The sequence below is a fragment of the Modestobacter sp. VKM Ac-2979 genome (genome assembly GCF_026967995.1).
Classification (GTDB): domain Bacteria; phylum Actinomycetota; class Actinomycetes; order Mycobacteriales; family Geodermatophilaceae; genus Modestobacter.
The window spans coordinates 241,231-259,328 of record NZ_JAPVBO010000003.1 but is presented as its reverse complement, the minus strand read 5'-3'; the positions used below and the strand labels follow the sequence as shown (position 1 = coordinate 259,328).

General features: G+C 72.3%; 16 protein-coding genes and 1 pseudogene. 5 read left to right on the top strand and 12 right to left on the bottom strand.

The window, feature by feature from the left end; genetic code table 11:
* Nucleotides 1-35: 35 nt before the first annotated feature.
* Entirely contained in the window at nt 36-851 is an 816-nt protein-coding gene (gene fabG / locus O2W15_RS10095) for a 3-oxoacyl-ACP reductase FabG (protein WP_269163098.1), read from the bottom strand.
* Between the two features lie 228 nt (nt 852-1,079).
* On the opposite strand from fabG, the gene phaZ reads away from it, so the two are divergent.
* The gene (gene phaZ, locus O2W15_RS10090) at nt 1,080-2,321 is read left to right on the top strand and encodes a polyhydroxyalkanoate depolymerase (RefSeq protein ID WP_269179318.1); all 1,242 of its coding nucleotides are present in this window, start codon (nt 1,080-1,082) and stop codon (nt 2,319-2,321) included.
* A gap of 241 nt (nt 2,322-2,562) precedes the next feature.
* Here the strand turns inward: phaZ and O2W15_RS10085 are convergent, their stop codons facing one another.
* From O2W15_RS10085 to O2W15_RS10065, 5 genes are all read right to left on the bottom strand, one after another.
* Nucleotides 2,563-3,786 carry an alpha-hydroxy acid oxidase gene (locus O2W15_RS10085; protein WP_269179317.1) on the bottom strand — a complete coding sequence of 408 codons (1,224 nt, stop codon included), beginning with the start codon at nt 3,784-3,786 and terminating at the stop codon, nt 2,563-2,565.
* Between the two features lie 112 nt (nt 3,787-3,898).
* A complete protein-coding gene (locus O2W15_RS10080; RefSeq protein ID WP_269163101.1) occupies nt 3,899-4,621 on the bottom strand; it encodes an ABC transporter ATP-binding protein in 723 nt (240 codons plus the stop codon).
* Nucleotides 4,618-6,435 carry a branched-chain amino acid ABC transporter ATP-binding protein/permease gene (locus O2W15_RS10075; RefSeq protein ID WP_269179316.1) on the bottom strand — a complete coding sequence of 606 codons (1,818 nt, stop codon included), beginning with the start codon at nt 6,433-6,435 and terminating at the stop codon, nt 4,618-4,620. The genes O2W15_RS10080 and O2W15_RS10075 overlap by 4 nt, the downstream gene beginning before the upstream one ends.
* Nucleotides 6,435-7,310, bottom strand: a complete 876-nt coding sequence (locus O2W15_RS10070) for a branched-chain amino acid ABC transporter permease (protein ID WP_269163103.1) — start codon at nt 7,308-7,310, stop codon at nt 6,435-6,437. The genes O2W15_RS10075 and O2W15_RS10070 overlap by 1 nt, the downstream gene beginning before the upstream one ends.
* A 136-nt stretch (nt 7,311-7,446) precedes the next feature.
* Entirely contained in the window at nt 7,447-8,622 is a 1,176-nt protein-coding gene (locus O2W15_RS10065; RefSeq protein WP_269163104.1) for an ABC transporter substrate-binding protein, read from the bottom strand.
* A 205-nt stretch (nt 8,623-8,827) separates the two neighbouring features.
* On the opposite strand from O2W15_RS10065, the gene O2W15_RS10060 reads away from it, so the two are divergent.
* Nucleotides 8,828-8,959, top strand: a complete 132-nt coding sequence (locus O2W15_RS10060; RefSeq protein ID WP_269179315.1) for a type II toxin-antitoxin system RelE family toxin — start codon at nt 8,828-8,830, stop codon at nt 8,957-8,959.
* Nucleotides 8,960-9,137: 178 nt separating this feature from the next.
* On the opposite strand, the gene O2W15_RS10055 is transcribed toward O2W15_RS10060, so the two are convergent.
* From O2W15_RS10055 to O2W15_RS23990, 5 genes and pseudogenes are all read right to left on the bottom strand, one after another.
* Nucleotides 9,138-9,263 carry a hypothetical protein gene (locus tag O2W15_RS10055; RefSeq protein WP_269179314.1) on the bottom strand — a complete coding sequence of 42 codons (126 nt, stop codon included), beginning with the start codon at nt 9,261-9,263 and terminating at the stop codon, nt 9,138-9,140.
* Between the two features lie 9 nt (nt 9,264-9,272).
* Nucleotides 9,273-11,114, bottom strand: a complete 1,842-nt coding sequence (locus tag O2W15_RS10050) for a potassium channel family protein (RefSeq protein WP_269179313.1) — start codon at nt 11,112-11,114, stop codon at nt 9,273-9,275.
* Nucleotides 11,115-11,126: 12 nt separating this feature from the next.
* Nucleotides 11,127-11,513 carry a DUF6394 family protein gene (locus O2W15_RS10045; RefSeq protein WP_269163108.1) on the bottom strand — a complete coding sequence of 129 codons (387 nt, stop codon included), beginning with the start codon at nt 11,511-11,513 and terminating at the stop codon, nt 11,127-11,129.
* A gap of 180 nt (nt 11,514-11,693) precedes the next feature.
* Nucleotides 11,694-11,945, bottom strand: coding sequence for a nucleotide disphospho-sugar-binding domain-containing protein (locus O2W15_RS23995; RefSeq protein WP_442928875.1), 252 nt, complete (start codon nt 11,943-11,945; stop codon nt 11,694-11,696).
* Between the two features lie 262 nt (nt 11,946-12,207).
* Nucleotides 12,208-12,786 (bottom strand): annotated as a pseudogene (locus O2W15_RS23990) (hypothetical protein); the annotation flags it as partial.
* 350 nt (nt 12,787-13,136) lie between these two features.
* Between O2W15_RS23990 and O2W15_RS10035 the strand changes: the two are divergent.
* From O2W15_RS10035 to O2W15_RS10025, 3 genes are all read left to right on the top strand, one after another.
* Nucleotides 13,137-13,292, top strand: a complete 156-nt coding sequence (locus O2W15_RS10035) for a hypothetical protein (protein WP_269179311.1) — start codon at nt 13,137-13,139, stop codon at nt 13,290-13,292.
* A gap of 32 nt (nt 13,293-13,324) precedes the next feature.
* A complete protein-coding gene (locus tag O2W15_RS10030) occupies nt 13,325-14,179 on the top strand; it encodes a hypothetical protein (RefSeq protein ID WP_269179310.1) in 855 nt (284 codons plus the stop codon).
* 511 nt (nt 14,180-14,690) lie between these two features.
* Nucleotides 14,691-15,362: an NADPH-dependent F420 reductase gene (locus O2W15_RS10025; RefSeq protein WP_269179309.1), complete on the top strand. Its 672-nt coding sequence runs from the start codon at nt 14,691-14,693 to the stop codon at nt 15,360-15,362.
* Nucleotides 15,363-15,642: 280 nt separating this feature from the next.
* Here the strand turns inward: O2W15_RS10025 and O2W15_RS10020 are convergent, their stop codons facing one another.
* A complete protein-coding gene (locus O2W15_RS10020; RefSeq protein ID WP_269179308.1) occupies nt 15,643-17,793 on the bottom strand; it encodes an MMPL family transporter in 2,151 nt (716 codons plus the stop codon).
* Nucleotides 17,794-18,098 lie beyond the last annotated feature (305 nt).

Genomic DNA, 18,098 nt, shown 5'->3' with positions numbered 1-18,098 from the left:
CGGCGCAGGGCCGAGGCCGCACCGCTGGAACGGGCTCACATGTCGAGCCCGCCGTTGACCCCCCACACCTGGCCGGTGATGTAGGACGAGGCGTCGGCGGCCAGGAAGTGCACGACGCGGGCGACCTCCTCCGGCTGTCCGAGCCGACCCAGCGGGATCTTCGCCCGGAGACCGGCGACCACCTTCTCCGGAACGGCGTCGAGCATCTCGGTCGCGGTGTACCCCGGCGTCACGGCGTTGACGGTGATGCCGATGCCGTCGGTGTGACCGGCGCGCTGCAGCTGCATCGCCGCCTCGCGGGCGAGGGTCTTCGTGAGCCCGAACAGCCCCGACTTGGCCGAGGCGTAGTTGACCTGCCCGATCCCACCCGTCTCGCCGATCACCGAGGAGATCATCACGATCCGCCCACTCCCCCGCTCGAGCATGTGCGCCAGCGCGGCCTGGGACAGGTAGAAGGCCCCGGACAGGTTGACGTCGATCACCCGTCGCCAGTCGTCGTCGACCATCTTCGCCACGGTCCGGTCGACGGTGATGCCGGCGTTGTTCACCAGGATGTCCAGCCGGCCGTGCTGCTCGACCACCTCGGCGACACACCGGCGGCAGTCGTCCGCGGAGCCGATGTCACCGCGGTGCATGGTGACCTGCCGGTCGGGGAAGGTGTCGCCGAAGCCCTGGGCGAACTTCTCCGCCGCCTCCTGGTTGCCGCTGTAGCCGGCGGCGACGTCGGCGCCCTGGGCGGCGAGACTGCGACAGATGGCCGCGCCGATCCCGCGGGTCCCACCGGTCACGAAGGCCACCTTGCCCAGGAGCTTGTCGCCCGTCCTGGTGCCGCTCTCCTGTGTCGCTGTCATCGCGTCCCCCTCGGTCGCGGCGCACCCGCGACTCCTCGGAGCTGGAGCCCCCATGGCTCCACCTGCGCAGCTCCGGGCACGGGCGAGCATGGCCCCGGCCTGGCAAGGCCGTCAACGCGAGACGGGCGAACGGGCGAGTCGACGCGACCCGCCTCGGGGCCACGGATACAGTGACCGATACGTGAGGTGCGTCACCCCGCACCCACTCCGTCGTGAGGACAGGACCGCATGCTCTACACCGCCTACGACCTCCAGCGCCGCATCGCCTCTCCGCTGGTGACCGCGTCGGAGCGGACCGCACGGGCGCTGAACGCGGTGCCGGCCCCGCTCGCCGGGTTGGGCGTCCGTCACGCCCGGGCAGCCTGCGACATCCTCGCCCATGCCCGCCCGACCCACGACCGTCCGCCGTTCGGGATCGACGCCGTCCCGGTAGGCAGCGAGATGGCCGTCGTGACGGAGCGCCCGACGCTCCAGACGCCGTTCGCCACGCTCATCCACTTCCAGAAGCCGTCGGTGACCGGGCAGCCACGCGTGCTCGTCGTCGGGCCGATGTCGGGACACTTCACGACGCTGATCCGGCCCACCATCCAGACCCTGCTGGGTGACCATGACGTGCACGTCCTGGACTGGCACAACGCCCGGGACATCCCCGTCGCGGACGGCACGTTCGGGCTCGACGAGTACATCGAGCACGTCATGCAGGCGCTCCGTCACCTCGGTCCGGACACCCACGTCGTCGCGGTGTGCCAGCCCGCCGTCCCCGTCCTGGCGGCTGTCGCACTGCTCGCCGCCGAGGGCGACGTGGCCCAGCCGAGCAGCCTGACGCTGATGGCCGGACCGGTCGACACCCGGGTGAACCCCAACCGGATCAACACGATGGCCGCGACCAAGCCGCTGGCCTCCTTCGAACGCAGACTCATCGACACCGTGCCGGCGCGGTACGCCGGCGCCGGCCGCCGCGTGTACCCGGGCGTCGTCCAACTGACGGCGTTCATGTCGATGAACCCCAAGCGGCACCTGGGGGCCCACCTCCGGCTCTACCTCGACCTGGTGACCGGCGAAGAGGAACGGGCGGCGACGACCCGCGCCTTCTACGACGAGTACGGCGCGGTGATGGACGTCCCTGCGGAGTTCTACCTCGAGACGGTCGGCCGCATCTTCCAGGAGAACCGGCTGGCCACCGGGCGGCTCACCTGGCGGGACGTCCCGGTCGATCCGGGGGCCATCACCAGCACCGACCTGCTCACCATCGAAGGTGCCCGGGACGACATCTGCTCGCCCGGTCAGACCCTGGCCGCGCACGGCCTCTGCACCGGGCTCCCGGACCACCGCAAGCACCAGCACCTGCAAGCCGGCGTCGGCCACTACGGCGTGTTCAGTGGCTCCCGTTGGGAGGCGGAGGTCTACCCCGTCCTCCGTGACTTCATCGCCGACGTCGAGTGCCGGGAGCCGCTGGCCCCCCCAGCCTGAGCTGCCCCGCGCACCGGCGGGAGCAGGCGGGCCCGAGGTCCCACACGCTCGCCCCCCGGCACAGGGAAGAGGTCAACTGGATCGGGGCAGTTCCCCATTTCGTACTGCTCGTGGTGCGCGGCCACGCCGAGCCGGCCGCCCGGTGTGCCGTGCAGGAAGAGAAGCGGGACGCCGTCCGGAGCGCCCTGCTCGGCTCAGCTGTAGCGGCGGCCGTCCCGGAGGGTGCAGGCCGACAGCTCGTTCACGAGCGCAAGCTCACGCGGGCGTCGGTCAGCTCGCCGGTCGTGGTCACTCCGAGCAGCTGCATGGTCCGCTCGTACTCGATGCGCAGGATCGTCAGTGCACGCTGCACGCCGGCCTCACCTCCGGCCATCAGGCCGTAGAGGTAGCCGCGGCCGATGAATGCGGCCGTGGCCCCGAGGCCGACCGCGGCGGCGATGTCGGCTCCGCTGCGGACGCCGCCGTCGAGGAACACCGCCATCTCCTCGCCCACCGCTTCGCGCACGTGCGGGAGCAGGTCGAGCGGGGCCGGTGCGCGGTCGAGTTGCCGGCCACCGTGGTTGGAGACGACGAGGCCATCGACCCCGATGCCGGCCAGGCTCTGCGCGTCGACGACGTCCTGCACGCCCTTGACGAGGAGCTTGCCGCCCCAGGCACTCCGGATCCACTCGATGTCGGCGAGCGTGACGCCCGGGTCGAACATCGTGTTGATGATCCCGGCCAGGTCGCCCGGAGCGCCGCCGACGGTGGCGAAGGCGAGGGGCTCGCTGGTGAGGAAGTCCGCCCACCAGGCGGGACGGCGCACGGCCTGCAGGGCACTGCGCCATCGCAGCGACGGGGGCATGGTCATGCCGTGCCGGACGTCGCGCAGCCGGGCGCCCGCGACCGGCACGTCCACGGTGAGCACGAGCACGTCCATGCCGGCATCCCGGGCCAGCTGGAGACTGTCCCGGCTGCGGCTGCGGTCCCGGACCACGTAGAGCTGGAACCAGTTCCACCCCTCCGGGGCGGCTGCGGCGACGTCGGTGGCGGTCGTGGTCCCCATCGTCGACAGCGTGTAGGGGATCCCGGCCGCTGCAGCGGCGCGGGCGACGGCCGACTCGCCGTCGCGGTGCATCATCCGGGTGAAGCCCGTCGGGCCCAGCACGAGCGGGAGAGCGATGCTGCGCCCGAGCACGTCCGTGCTGGTGGACACGGTGCCGACGTCGCGGAGGACACGCGGTCTGAAGGTGACCCGGTCGAACGCCTCGACGGACGCCCGGAGCGAGCGCTCGCTCTCGGCACCGCCATCGACGTAGTCGAAGACCATCCGGGGCGCGCGCCGGCGGGCGAGCACCCGCAGATCGCCGATGTCGGCGGCCTGCGCGAGCCTCGTGGTGGTCGTCGGCAGGGTGGGGACGGGCGGGAGCATCGGGCGCAGCTCGCGCCACCGGGGACGACGGCGCGGGCCGGCTGTGCTGGTCATGAGAGGTCCTCGTGGTCCGGGCGGGATGGGCACGGGCGGTCGAGCGGGGGCCGCCTGCTACCGGCGTCGCACCACAGAAGCTGCACGTGCTGGGACGACGGTTCGCCCGCCGTCAACCGCCGCTCTCGACTCCCAGGTACGCCTGCACGACGCGCTCGTCGGCGAGCAGCTCACCGGCCGGGCCCGAGTGCACGACCTCCCCGCTCTGCAGCACGTACCCGTGGTCGGCGGCGCGCAGCGCCCGGCGGGCGTTCTGCTCCACGAGCACGACCGTGGTCCCCGAGGCGCGGATGTCCTCGATGACACGGAACACCTCGGCGACGATCTTGGGCGCCAGCCCCATCGACGGCTCGTCCATGAGCATCACCTTCGGCCCGGCGATCAGGGCGCGGGCGATGGCCAGCATCTGCTGTTCGCCACCGGACAGGGCACCGGCCGGCAGCGCCCGCCTGTCGGCCAGCACCGGGAACCGGTCGTACATGGCGTCGACGGAGCGCGCGCCGTCGGTCCCCGAGTGCCAGCCGCCCATCTGGAGGTTCTCCTCGACGGTGAGCGTGGCGAGGATCTGCCGCCCCTCCGGCACCTGCACCAGCCCGCGGCCCACCAGTTTGTGGGCCGGCGTCCGGGTGATGTCCTGGCCCTCGAAGGTGATCCGCCCGCCGGCCGGCCGCAGCATGCCCGAAACGGCGTTGATGACCGAGGACTTGCCCGCCCCGTTCGCCCCGACCAGCGTCACCAGCGAGCCCTGCTGCGCCTGGAACGAGACGTCCCGAACCGCCTCCACCCGCCCGTAGGTCACCCGCAGGGCCTCCACGGTGAGGATGGGGTCGCTCATGTCGCCTCTCTCGGGCTGGTGTCCGGTGTGTTCAGGGTGCCGGCGTCACCGGTCCGCAGGTTCATGACCGCATCCGGTGGCGCGTCCTCGGCCGGGGTCGCGTCCGCGCGGGTTCCCTCGGCGAGCAGGCCGCCGTCCACGTCGTCGTCGTCCGAGCCCAGATAGGCCTCGATGACGGCGGGGTCGGCAGCGATAGCGTCCGGCGCGCCGCTGGCGATGACCTCGCCGAAGTTGAGGACGACGACCCGGCTGCAGGTCTGCAGGACCATGCCGACGTTGTGCTCGATGAACAGGATGGTCAGCCCGTCCTGCGCCAGGGACCTGATCAGCTGCGACAGCTGCGCCGCCTCGACGTGGTTCATCCCGGCGGCCGGCTCGTCCAGGATCAGCAGGGACGGGTCGGAGGCCAGCGCGCGGGCGATCTCGAGCCTGCGCTGGTCGCCGTAGGACAGCGCCTCGGCGCGGGTGGCGGCGAGCGAGGTCAGCCCGACCCGCTCCAGGCAGCGGGCCGCCTGCCGCAGCGCCGCCCGTTCGTCCCGGCGCGCCGACGGCAGCCAGAGCAGCCGCCGCAGGAAGCTCGGTCGGCTGACGAGGTGGGCGCCGACCAACACGTTCTCCAGCGCCGACAGCCGGTTGAACAGCTTCGAGTGCTGGAACGTGCGGCTCACCCCCGCCGCCGCGATGCGGTGCACCGGCGTGCTGCCGATCGTCGTGCCGAGCACCGTCGCGCTGCCCGTGCTGGGCGGGACCAGACCGCTGATCATGTTGACCAGCGTCGTCTTGCCGGCCCCGTTCGGGCCGATCAGGCCCACCACCTCGCCGGCCCGGATCTCCAGGTCCACGCCGCGGACGGCGTGCACCCCGCCGTACTCCTTGCCCAGCCCGGCGAGGGTGACCACCGGTTCGCCGGCCGCCGGGTGACGACGACCGGCCAGGCCGGCGGCGTCGTCGTCGTCGGCAGCCCCGGACGGCATGCGCGTCCGGCGTGGGATGAGGCTCGCCAGACCGCCGGGCAGGAACAGGATGACGACCAGCAGCAGCAGGCCGGCGAGGAACGGCCGGATCCAGCCGGCCTCCACCCCGACCGCCCGCTGGACCTCCGGGACGATCGTCTGGAACCCGCTGCCCAGCAGCGGCCCCAGGAACATCGTGGAACCACCGACCACCGCGGTGACCAGACCTTCGACGGCCGCGATGAAGTCGAAGTCGTTGGGGGCGATGAGCCGGACGTAGTAGGCGTAGAGGACGCCGTACAGCCCGGCGACCGCCCCTGCCGTGACGAAGGCGGCGAGCCGGTGGCGGCCCACGTCGATGCCCATGGAGCGGGCGGCCAGCTCGTCCTCGCGGATGGCCTCCAGGGCGCGGCCGTACCGGGAACCGCCCATCCGCCAGAACCAGTAGGCCACCAGCGCGAGCGCGGTCCACGCCATGCCGACGGTGAGGACCCTGGGCACCCCGAGGCCCTGGGCGCCGCCGGTCCACTCCTGGTTGAGCAGCACCACCCGCACCGCCTCGGCGAACCCGAGGGTGGCGATGGCCAGGAAGACCCCGCGCAGGTGCATGGTCGGCAAACCGAGGACGACGGCGGCGAGCGCGCCGACCGACATGCCGATCACCACGGCGATCAGCAGCGCGGGGATCTCGCCGACGTCAGCTCCGCTGGGTGCCAGGGAGGCCCCGGAGAACGCCGCCAGGGAGGCGAAGCCGGCCTGGCCGAGGCTGAGCTGCCCGGCGATCAGGACGGCGTAGAAGGAGTAGGCGAAGATCGCGCCCAGCGCGATGAAGGTCAGGGTGGTGGCGTACTGGTCCAGCATCAGACCTCCCGGACCTTCCGCGCGCCGAGCAGCCCCTGCGGGCGCAGCAACAGGATCACGAACAGCAGGCCGAAGGCGATGACGTCCCTCCAGGACGAGCCGATGTACTGGACGGCGAACACCTCGGCCAGGCCCAGCAGCAGCCCGCCGATGAGCGCGCCGGGCAGTGAGCCCATGCCGCCGACGATGATGACGGCCAGGCCCTTGAGCTCGATCGCCGAACCCATGCCCAGCTGGGCGGTGTTCACGTTGATGGCGAACAGCACGCCGGCGACCGCGCCGAGCGCCGAGGAGATCGCGAAGGTGATCGCGGTGACCCGGTCGACGTCCACGCCGAGCACCCGCGCCGCCGTCGGGTTCTCTGCGACCGCGCGCATCCCCCGACCCAGCCGCGTCCGGGTGACCATGTACGTGAGGCCCACCATGAGGGCGAGGGAGATCCCGAGGATCACCACCTGCACGAGGGTCACCTGAGCGCCGGCGAGCTCGAACCGGGTGTCGGGGAACGAGCCCGGCGGGAAGCGGCGGGTGTCCGGACCGTAGCGCCACTGCAGCAGCGCGACCAGCATGCCGGCGAGCGCGATGGAGGAGATCAGCCCGGCGAAGTGGGCGTCGGCCCGGCCCTTGAGCGGCCGGAACGCCACGCGCTCGATGACGAGGCCCAGGACGGCGCCGAAGACGAACACGATCGGCAGGGCGGCCCAGAGGGACAGCCCACCCCGCTCGACCAGCTCGATGCCGACGAAGGCGGAAGCGGCGAAGACCGCGGGGTGCGCCAGGTTCAGCCGGTCGAGGATGCCGAAGACGAGCGTGAAGCCGATGGCGAACAACGCGTAGATCGAACCGATGAAGATGCCGTTGAGGAGCTGCTGCACAGCGTTGCCTGTTCTCGTCGTGGGTGCCCGGGCACGGTAGCCGAGACGCGCGCCCGGGGCCCCGGTCCGAGGACCGGGGCCCCGGCGGGGTCGCAGCGCGGCGCCGGCCGGTCAGCCGGCGGCGCCGCGTGCCGGGTCATTCGAGGACGGCGAACTCGCCGTTCTGGACCACCTGCACGACGGCCGGGTGGTCGGCGTCCCGGTTCTCGTCGATGGAGAACTCACCGAGGACGGTGGGCAGGCCCTCGATCTGCCCCAGCGCCTCCTGGATGTCGTCCCGCTCCGCGGAGCAGTTGGCGCGCACGGCGTGGTCGACCAGCTTGAGCCCGGTGTAGGCCTGAGCGGCGAACTGGTCGGGCTGCGCGCCGTACTCGGCCTCGTAGGCCTCGAGGAACGCCTGGTTCTCGGGGTTGTCGGACGACGAGTTCCAGGCGGCGCCGACGACGACGCCCTCGGCCGCCTCGCCGGCGTCGGACATCAGCTGCGGGTTGTTGAACCCGTTGCCGCCGATGATCGGCACATCGATCCCGAGCTCACGGGCCTGGGTCACCAGCGGCACCGCGGCCTCGATCAGTGCGGAGACGACCAGCGCGTCCGGGTCGCTCTGCTGCGCCTGGGTGAGCAGGGCGCGGAAATCGGTGTCGGACTTGGAGAAGGTGATCGTCTCGCTGACGTTCACGCCCTCCTCCTCGAGCGCGGCGGTGAACGCCTCGTACCCGGACTCGGTGAACGCGTCGTCGTTGCTGTACATGACGACGACGTCCTGGAGCCCGAACTGTTCGGTCGCCTGGGCGATCGTCTGCGGGATCACCGCTTGCTCGGTGAGTGAGTCGCGGAAGATGTAGTCACCGATCTCGGTGACGCCCGCGGCGGTGTTGGAGATGCCCAGCACCGGGACGCCGGCCTCCTGGGCGATCGGGTCGGCCTGGACGGCGGCGTTGGACAGCGTCGGCCCGATGATGAGACTCGCGCCGTCGGAGACGAACTGGTCGAACAGGGTGATGCCCTGCCGGGGATCGGTCTGGTCGTCCTCGATCGTGAGGTCGTAGGTGACGCCGTCCTGCTCGGCGAGCTCCGCGGCGGCCAGCTCCAGGCCGCGCTGCTGGGACTCGCCGTAGCTGGCCGCTGCGCCGGTGAGGCTGAGCACCGCGCCGAGGGGCACCTCGCCCTCGATGGTGCACGATTCGCCGCTGCCCTCGCCGGTCAGCCCCCCGGAGGCGGTGGAGTCCCCACCGCCGTCGCTGGAGGAGCAGGACGCGAGGACGACGACCGCGGCGCCGGCCGCGGCAACGGTGTGGAGCTTGGTGCGCATGTCTCTCCCTTGTCGAGCACGACGACCACGTCGGCCCCGACGAGGCGACCGCGCGTCCCCGGGGGCGGACGGGCGTGCCCGTGCCGCCCGGACGTCGTGGGCCGACCGAGGCGGTCGGCCGGTTACCTGAGTCACAGTAGGCACTTGCTGTTCACGCCTCGGCAGCGGCGGGCGAAGCGTGTGCAGAACGTGATCCACCAGGACCGTGGGACGTGGGCGCATCGCCGACTGCTGGTCCGCCCGCAGAGGTCGGTACCGCGTCGTCTACTCCATCCATGACGACGCAGTGTTCGTACGGGTCTTGCGCATCTCGCACCGAGCTGATGCCCACGACTGACGGTCCGCCTGGCGAGGACCGGATGTCAGCCGACGTCGTCAAGGCGTGTGCGGACGTACCGTGTCGCCCCTCGGACACAGCTTCACCCCGGTGTCCCTGCAGGTCAGGGACTCGGCGTGTCTTGCTCTCGGGCCTGTTGAGGGCCTCGTGATACCGCCGTGATGCCTCGCGCCTGGGATCAGCCCTCGAGCAGCGCCGCGAAGCGGTCGGCCGCCTCGCGCCCCGTACCGGGGTGGTCGCGCGGGTACACGGTGAGCGTGATGGTGGCGCTGGCGTGGCCCAGACGCTGCGAGACCACCTTCACCGGACGAGCTCAGCCCGGTTGGCGCCCAGCGGTCGGCTCCGGCGCGCGGGTGTCCCGGCTCAGCCGGCGCCACACCCAGCCGGCCGGCACTCGGTTCCCGGAGACCACGTACTCCCGAACGGAATCCACCGTGAGCGTGGTCGCGAGCGCGCGGCGGGCGGCGGCCCACCCGGTCAGCAGCAGCTCGTCCCCCGGGGCCAGCAGGAAGTCCGCACCGGGGGTCGGGATCGCCTGCCCGTCGCGCACGACCAACAGCACCAGTGCGTGCAGGGGCCGGTCGCGGTCGTCGGGGTTGCGCAGCAGGTCACCCAGGCGCGCGTCACCGCCGGCGAGCCAGCTCCCGAGCGCCGGTGCCGCCCGAGGGGTCAGCGGGAGCGTCCACAGCCCCTCCAGGTGCCGGCCGCACAACGCGGTGAGGCGCTCCACCAGCTCTGCCGCCCAGGCGTCGCCCTGCCGGGGCATCTCCTGGATGAAACGCCACAGCAGGGGCGTGGCCAGCTGGGCGTACACATCCCGGGCGACCACCTCGGCGGGGACGAGCAGGGTGTCGATCCCCATCGCCGCGAACAGCGGGGCGCTGGCCGGCCGGTTCTGCCGGGCACCGATGAACAGGCCGGGGTTGGCCCGGCGGGCGGCGGCCACGAGGGAGAGATTGGTGATGTCGTTGTCCGTACCCGCGACGAACCCCACCGCGGTCGCCACTCCCGCACGGGCCAGCACGTCCGGGTCGACGCCGTCCCCCACCACGAGGTCGTCACCGGCGTCCTCATCGGCCCCGCCCGATCCCGGGTCGACGACGGTCACCGCGAGGCCCTCCGCGCGCAGGTCCGCGGCCAGCGACCGGCCGAGCCGGCCGTACCCGCAGACCACCCAGCGGCCCTCCCGCGGTGGGTGGCTGAGGGCGGGCAACTCCGCGCCCGGCCCGCGCTCGAGCCAGGTCAGCAGCCGGTAGGTGGCCGGTGCGCGCGCGGCCAGGCACAGGTGGTCGCCGTAGCGGTCGAAGGGGTTGACCACGGAGGGCGAGCCGAAGGCCTGCATCCGCTCGGCCATCGCCACGGACGTGGCCCGGGCGATGACCGGCAGCTCAGGACGGAGCAGGGCCGCGGCCATGACCACGGCGAGGTTGGCCTCGTCATCGTCGGTGAGGGCCACGACCGCCTCGCACGACGGGGAGCCCAGACCCATGACGGCGAGGTGGCCGGGGTCCCGGGCGTCACCGACCAGGGCGGGGATGTCGGCGTGGAAGGAGTCCAGTTCCAGGTCGTCGATCCGCTCGTTCGCGTGGTCGAGCACCACGAAGCGGCGGCCGAGCCCGTCGAGCGCGTGCCCGAGCAGCTCCCCGGCGCGCCCGTAGCCCGCCAGCAGCAGGAACGGCTCCCCCAACCGGCCGACCTTGCGGGTGACGTGCTGGAGGGCCAGCGCGGCGCGGAAGGCGCGGTCCTGCAGCAGGGCCAGCAGCGACCCGATGGCGTACGCCCAGCCGATCACGCTCAGGTAGATCGACACCATCGCCCACATCCGCTGGGCGGGGGTGAACGGGTACGGGATCTCGCCGAAGCCGATCGTCGTCGCGGTGTAGCTCATGAAGTAGAAGGCGTCGAAGAAGCCCATCCGCCACCGCCGGCCGGCCGCGTCCTCGCCGGGGACCAGCGTCAGCCCCAGCACGCTCACCGCGAAGACGACGATGAGCACGATCAGGGGGGCGCGCATCCGCCGCAGCACGAGGAACACCGGGGCCGACGCCTCGGCGTGCGGTACGGCGACCTCGGGCGGCGGGAGTCCGCCGGCTCGCCGGCCGTCGTCGTCCCACGCGAGCAGGCGCCACCACATCAGCAGCAGGGGGTTGCCCACAACGCCCTCCGATCACCCGCGGTGGAACGACGCCGTCTCCACGACCAGCAGCACGACCGAGACCAGGTTCGCCAACAAGGCGCCACCGGACAGCGACACGATGCTCGCCGTCGTGGCGGCGGTGAGACCGGCGGTGGAGACGTAGGCCGCGTAGCCGAGCACGAGGGCGGCGGCGATGAGCTGGAGGTCGGCGACGAGACTCGTGGCCAGGTGTACCGCACCGAGCTGCGTGCGGTCGCCGAACTTGAGCACGGTCGCGATGAGGTTGACGACGACCGCGGCGAACAGCTCGTACCGGTTGTGCACCGTCGGGTCGTCGATGTCGCCGAGGAAGAACCCGAAGTTCAGGGTGGCGGCGAGCACGACGAAGAACCCGAACACGACCTTCTCGAGGTTCACCCCGCCCCCCATCGCCGCCGACCGGGGCCGCCGCGCGCCGCTGCGGAACGTGTCCCGGCGGCATCGTGCACCCCCGGCGGGGTCCGGCGCAGCAGCAACCGCCCCGCCGCCGATCATCTGCACCGGTCGACACGGTGCCGCACGGTCCCGGCACATGCCGCCCAGTGGACTCATGCGCCATCACCGCACCAGAGCCTCCAGGTCACCGACGACCTCCGACGGATCAGGCATGGTGGCGATCTCGGCGGCCACCTCGCCGGCCGTCGCCCGCAGCACCGGGTCCGTCGCGAGCCGCTCCAGCGTGGCGGACGTCAGCTCGTCGAGCGGCACGGCCAGGCCCGCACCCCTTGCTGCGACGAGGCGGGCGTGCTTCGTACGGTCTCCGGCGCCCGGGACGACGATCTGCGGCACCCCAGCGGCCAGCGCGCTCATCAGGGTCCCCGCCACCGTGGTGCACGATGCCAGCGACGTGAGGCAGGACGTCTGCGAAGGGCAGCCAGTCCGTCGTCGTCACGTTCGGCGGCAGAGTCCGGCGGGCGACCGCCCGATCGGGCCGGACCAGGGCGACGTCGAGGTCCGCGTCCCTCGCGGCATCGACCACCCGCGTCATCAGCCGATCCGGTCGCGGGTCATCGACCGTCGAGCGTGACACCAGCAGGATCGGCCGGGTGCCACGTCGCGTGAACTGCTCCGGCACGTCCCCTCGTCCAGCAGCGACCACGTACCTCATCGGCCGCCCGATCCGGGCACGCTCGTGGAGGCTCGCGGGAATGGCGACCAGTGCGTCGACAGGTTCGGGGAGGGCGTCGTCGGCGTGACTCAGCGGGGTTCTACCCAGGCTCATCGCGACGGCATGGAAGAGATCACGGGCATCGAACAGCAGGGCGTCGACCAGGACGCTCGGCACCTCGCGCCGCCCTGCGACGATCGCGCCGGCGGCGGCCAGTCCTTCGTGCAGGACCAGATGCGGCTGCCACTCCTCGGCGAGCCGCAAGGCGCCGGGCGTCATGGCCTTGGTGACCGCGGCGAACAGCAACCCGACGCCGTCCGTCCCCTCGTCGCCCCGGACCATCCGGCCGACCCGGACGGGATGCCGGAGGAGCGAGCGGATCATGACCGGGCTCATGCTGAGCCCGGGTGCGACGTCATGGGCGGGCACCCCGGCCCTCCGAGCGGCCCCGACGCCATCGGCGGCGGTGGCCAGGAGCACGTCATGTCCAGCGACCTGCAGTGCGAGCGCCACAGGCACATGGGGAAGGACGTGCCCGATCATCGGCGAAGCCACCAGGAGGACACGCATGCGGACAGCGTGGCCCGCCCCCCCGTCCGGCAACAATCCCTCCCGGCTGCTACGAGGGTTGCGGCTTCCGGCTTCACCCCACCGCATGGTCACAGGTCGCCGCCCTGCGGGGTGATCCCTGACCGAGAGACAGCGGCCCCGGACCGAGATCATGTTCACCAGATGCTCCGACGTGACGGCATCGCCGCAGGTCAGGTCCGCGGCATGCATGAACGACGCTGACTGTGGGCCCGTCACGGCTTCGTCCTGGACCGCCAGGCGGACGGGCAGTCCCGAAGCTCCTGCCCTGCGCGTAGCGCCTGGTGCATGGCACGGTCGCGGTCATGACGTCGCCTGCCACCCGACCGTGCGCCACGCTCACCGCGCGCGCCCCTGCTCGACTCGCATCGCGCCCCGAGCTCGTGCAGGTCTCGACGGAGAGCCAGTTCGCCCGCACGATCCCGCCGCTGCTCGAGGACGTCCGGGCGGACGCACTGTGACGTCTCCACTCGGCCCGACCCTCGAGCACCGGGTGAGCCGCGCGATCCGCTACATCGAGCAGCAGCTCGACAGCGTGGGCACCGCCAACTGGGATGACACCCGGGGGCACCTCGCGAAGACCCTCGACATCGCGCCGTCGCTCACCATCGATCCCGTCCTGCGGGCAGTGATCGACCTCGAGTCGACCGGCGCACTCGCCCACGACCTTGAGACAGAGACGTACCGGCGGCCGCGACCGACCGACCCGCGGGAGGCCGACCTCGCTGAGGTCGCCGAGGCCGTGCTCGCCCTCGGCTGGCCGACCAAGGCCGACGGCGGGCACCGGACGATCCATCAGACCTTCAAAGCGCTCCGCGGCGAGTACCGGCACGCCGACGTCTACCGGGCGATGCACGAGCGGCTCAAGGGGCGCGAGCTCGAGCTGTACGCCATGAAGTCCTGGCGCGCCCGCGGCGAGCTGGCGCTCGCGGCCACACGGCTCGCGGACCCGACCACCACGGTCGCGCAGGCGCTCGCCGACGAGAGGAAGCTCGAGGCCCACCTCGTCGACGCCTACGTCGCGACGCTCGGCTACAAGCCGAGGCTCGAGCACCCGATCAGGAGGGACGGGGACTCCGGCCTCTTCGCGGACATCTACGACGAGCGTCGCCGCCTGATCATCGAGGCAAAGGCCACCGTCGACGGACTGTTCCCGGCAATCGGGCAGGTGCACCGGTACCGCTACCTCATGAACCTCGCCGCCGACCGGACTCTCGTCGACCGGGTGGCCGTGCTGCTACCCGGTGAACCGTCCCGAGATGATCTCTCATGCGCCGCGGCGATGGACCTGGGTCTCGACGTGATCTGGCAGGACGGCGAAGGCTTCGAGCACCGAGTGCTCAGGTGACGCACGGCGGCACGGTCATCGTGGCCACATGAACCCTCGAGGGGACTGTCCGTCGATGTGCCGCTCCGTGTGCTGACGGCGGTGACCGGAGTCTCGGGCTCCGGCGAGTCGACGCTGGTCGCGCAGGCGCTCGCCGAGGTCGTGAGCCGGCACCTCGGTCCGACACCGGAGGGCCCGTCGCGGACGTCCTCGCCGACGTCCCGGCCGCCTCGTGCAGCCGGTAGACGCTCCAGGACATCGGACCGGACCACCTAGCTACCTGCTCGACGAGCCGACGTCGGGCCTGCGCGGCGGTTCGCGGACTCCTGATGGCCCGGGGCGGTCACCCGGACCTGGCCGTCTGGAACACCGGGAGCGTCCAGCCGTTGCAAGCAGATGAACGCTCAACTTCATGGCGACAGGAGGGCTCATCCATGACCACGCAGCTCTACGGCACCCATCCCCTCCCCCGGGTGCGCGAGCTCCTCGCCGCCGGCGACGACGTGCCGGCCGCCACGCCAGAGGTGCAGGCATGACCACGCTGGGCATCCTCGGCGCCGGCAAGGTGGGCACCGTGCTGGCCCGACTCGCGATCGCGAACGGGTACGACGTGCTGGTCGCCGGCTCGGGCGACCCAGCGAAGATCGCGTTGACCGTCGAGGTGCTCGCCCCGGGGGCGACCACGACGACCGCGGCTGATGCCGCACTCAAGGCGGATGTCGTCGTCCTGGCCCTGCCGCTGGGCAAGTACCGCACTCTGCCGGTCGATGCACTGGCCGGGAAACTGGTCATCGACGCGATGAACTACTGGTGGGAGGTCGATGGCGTCCGCGACGACCTCACCGATCCGCGCACCTCCACCAGCGAGATCGTGCAGGTCTTCCTGCCGGAGTCCCGGGTGGTGAAGGCGTTCAACCACATGGGTTACCACGACCTGGAAGGCGAGACCCGCCCCGTCGGCGATCCCGGCCGGAAAGCCATCGCGATCGCCGGGGACGAGATCGCCGACCTCGACACCGTTGCCCGGATCGTCTCCGACCTGGGTTTCGACGCGGTCGTCGCCGGCCCTCTCGCGTACGGCGTGCGCCTCGAACCGCGAACCGAGCCCTTCGGCGCCGACGTCGACGCCGAACAGCTGCGCGCGATGATCGATCGGTTCCCCGCCTCCGACCGCGGCCGGGAGGTCATCGCCGCTCGCCGGTGACCTGCCTGCACTGCCGGTCGGCGGCTGGGCGTTCGGCGGGGTCGCGCCCTCGGCGGCCGAACTCGGTGAGCTCCACCTCGACACCGACCTGCTGGGGACGCCGCGAGACGCTGACCCCCGGCTGCGTCGGAGCGCTATGGCGTGAAGGTGCGGACGATCCTGCTCGAGGTGGGCCGGCGAAGCTGGTCGGCGGCCAGGAGGTCATGTTCGTCGACATCGCGCCGGACCACGTCGCGGCGGGTCCTCCGCCGGACGTGGCCCAGCGCGATGTCGAGCCGGCTCAGCCGACCGGCACCGGCACCGGCGCGGGAGTCGCCTCGGCCTCGCCTTCCACCCGCACCACGGGGAGCAGCCGGTCGAGCCACCCCGGCAGCCACCAGTTGGCCTTGCCCAGCAGCGCCATCGTCGCCGGCACGAGCACCATGCGCACCAGCGTCGCGTCGAGCGCGATGGCGACGGCGAGCCCCAGGCCGATCATCTTGACGAACGGTTCCGGGGTCGCGACGAAGGACAGGAACACCGCCGTCATGATGAGCGCTCCGCAGGTGATGACGCGGGCGCTGGACGCCAGGCCGCGCGCGACCGCCTCGACGTTGTCCCCGGTGGTGTCGTAGGCCTCGCGGATGCGCGAGACGAGGAAGACCTCGTAGTCCATCGACAGGCCGAACAGCACGGCGAAGAAGATGGCCGGCAGCGGCGAGGCGATGAGGTAGGTGTCCTCGAGCCCGATCAGGCCGCCGAGCCAACCCCACTGGAAGACCGCGACCACGACGCCGTAGGCCGCGCCGATCGACAGCAGGTTCATGACCACGGCCTTGAGGGCGACCGTGACGGACCGGAACACCACGACCAACAGCAGGAACGACGCGGCCAGGACCGCCCCCAAGAGCAGCGGCAGGGTCGAGCTGAGAGAGGTGTCCAGGTCGATCGCGAGGGCGGCCTGGCCGGTCACGTGCACGCCGTCGGACGCGCCGGACCGGATCCGCTCCAGCGTCTGCGCTGTGGCCGGGTCGGCCGGCGCGGTGGTCGGCAGCGCCCTCAGCACGGCGGTGTCGCCGTCCGTGGAGAGCCTCGCCTCGGCGACCGAGCCGATGCCGGGATCGGCCGCGATGCGCTCGGCGAGCAGCGGGACGTCGTCCACGCCCAGGCCGGAGCCCGAGAGGTCGGCGACGACGAGCAGCGGCGCGTTGATGCCGGGCCCGAAGCCCTCGGTGAGCAGGTCGTGCGCCTGCCGGTGCGTGGTGCCCACCGGCGCGTCGCCGGCGTCGGGGAAGCCGGTCTTCATCGACAGCGCGGGCGCAGCCAGCGTCAGGAGCAGCAGCGACGCCACGACCAGGTACGGCCAGGGCCGCGTGGAGATGCGGTGGGACAGCCGCCACCAGGCGGTCGCCTCGACGGGACGCGCGGGACGCCGCCGGCCGACCACCCGACCGGCGTCGATGCGGTCTCCGAGCAGCGACAGCAGCGCGGGGAGCAGGGTGAGCGCCGTCGCCACGGCGAACAGCACGACGAGCGACGTCGCGAGGCCGATCGACGCGAGCACGCCCATGCCGGTCAGCACGAGGGCGGCCATGGCGAGCACCACGGTGACGCCGGCGAAGAACACCGCGGTGCCGGAGGTGCCCATCGCGGCCGACAGGGCTGTCGCGTTGTCCTGGCCCGCGATCCGGTTCTCGCGGTAGCGGGACACCAGGAACAGCGCGTAGTCGATGCCGACGCCGAGCCCGACCATCGCGGCGATCACCGGCCCGGAGGTGGAGACGTCCATCGCTCCGGCGAGCAAGGTGATGCCGCTGAGCCCGGCGGCCACCGCGACCAGCGCCAGCGCGATCGGCACGAGCGCGGCCACCACCGTGCCGAACGCGACGACGAGGACGACCAGCGCGACGAGGACGCCGACCGCCTCGGCGCCGGACGGCTCGGGCTCTGTGTTGAGGAGCACCGCCTCACCGCCGACCTCAGCGGTGAGCCCGGCGTCGCGCGCCGGGGCGAGGGCCGCGGCGAGCGCCTCGGCCGGCTCCGGCCCGAGCTCTCCGGACGGCGCGTCCATGACGATGTCGGCGAAGCCGATCCGCCCGTCGGGCGAGACGGCGCCGCTCGCGAAGGGATCGGTCACCGCCGTGACGCGCTCCACCGCGCGCAGCTGGACGAGCGTCGCCTCGACGTCGTCCAGGTATGCGGTGAGGAGCTCGCCCTCGGGCGCCGCGAACACCGCGACGGCGGAGCCGACGGCCGCCTCGGGGAAGCCCTGCTCGAGCAGCTCGGTGGCGGCGGCGCTGTCGCTGCCACGCACGGTCAAGTCGTCGAGGTAGGCGCCGCCGAGCGTGCTCGAGAGCGCGACGACGAGCGCGGCGAGCACGGCCCAGGCGCCGATCGTCCGCCTCGGGTGGCGGGCGCTCGCGGTGCCGATCCGTCGGATCCAGCCGTTCATGGTCGCTCCAGGGAGTCGGGAGGAGGCGGTCACCTCGGACTCTCCGCGGGAACCGCGTTGTCGTCGCCCGGCGCGGGACGGGCTCGGAGCGGCGCCGTCTCCCCCTGGAGGAGGAGATCGGTGCCCGACTCAGGACCGGCGACAGCAGCGCCGGGCGCGCCTACGTTCAGCGCATGCGACCCGGCCCGTTCACGCGCTGGCCGCGGGCGGCCGACGCCGTCCTCGCCGCGGTGCTGTTCGTGCTCACGCTGCTCTTCACGACCGGGCCGGACGACTCGTGGGTGCTGCGCGATCTCGGCGACGTC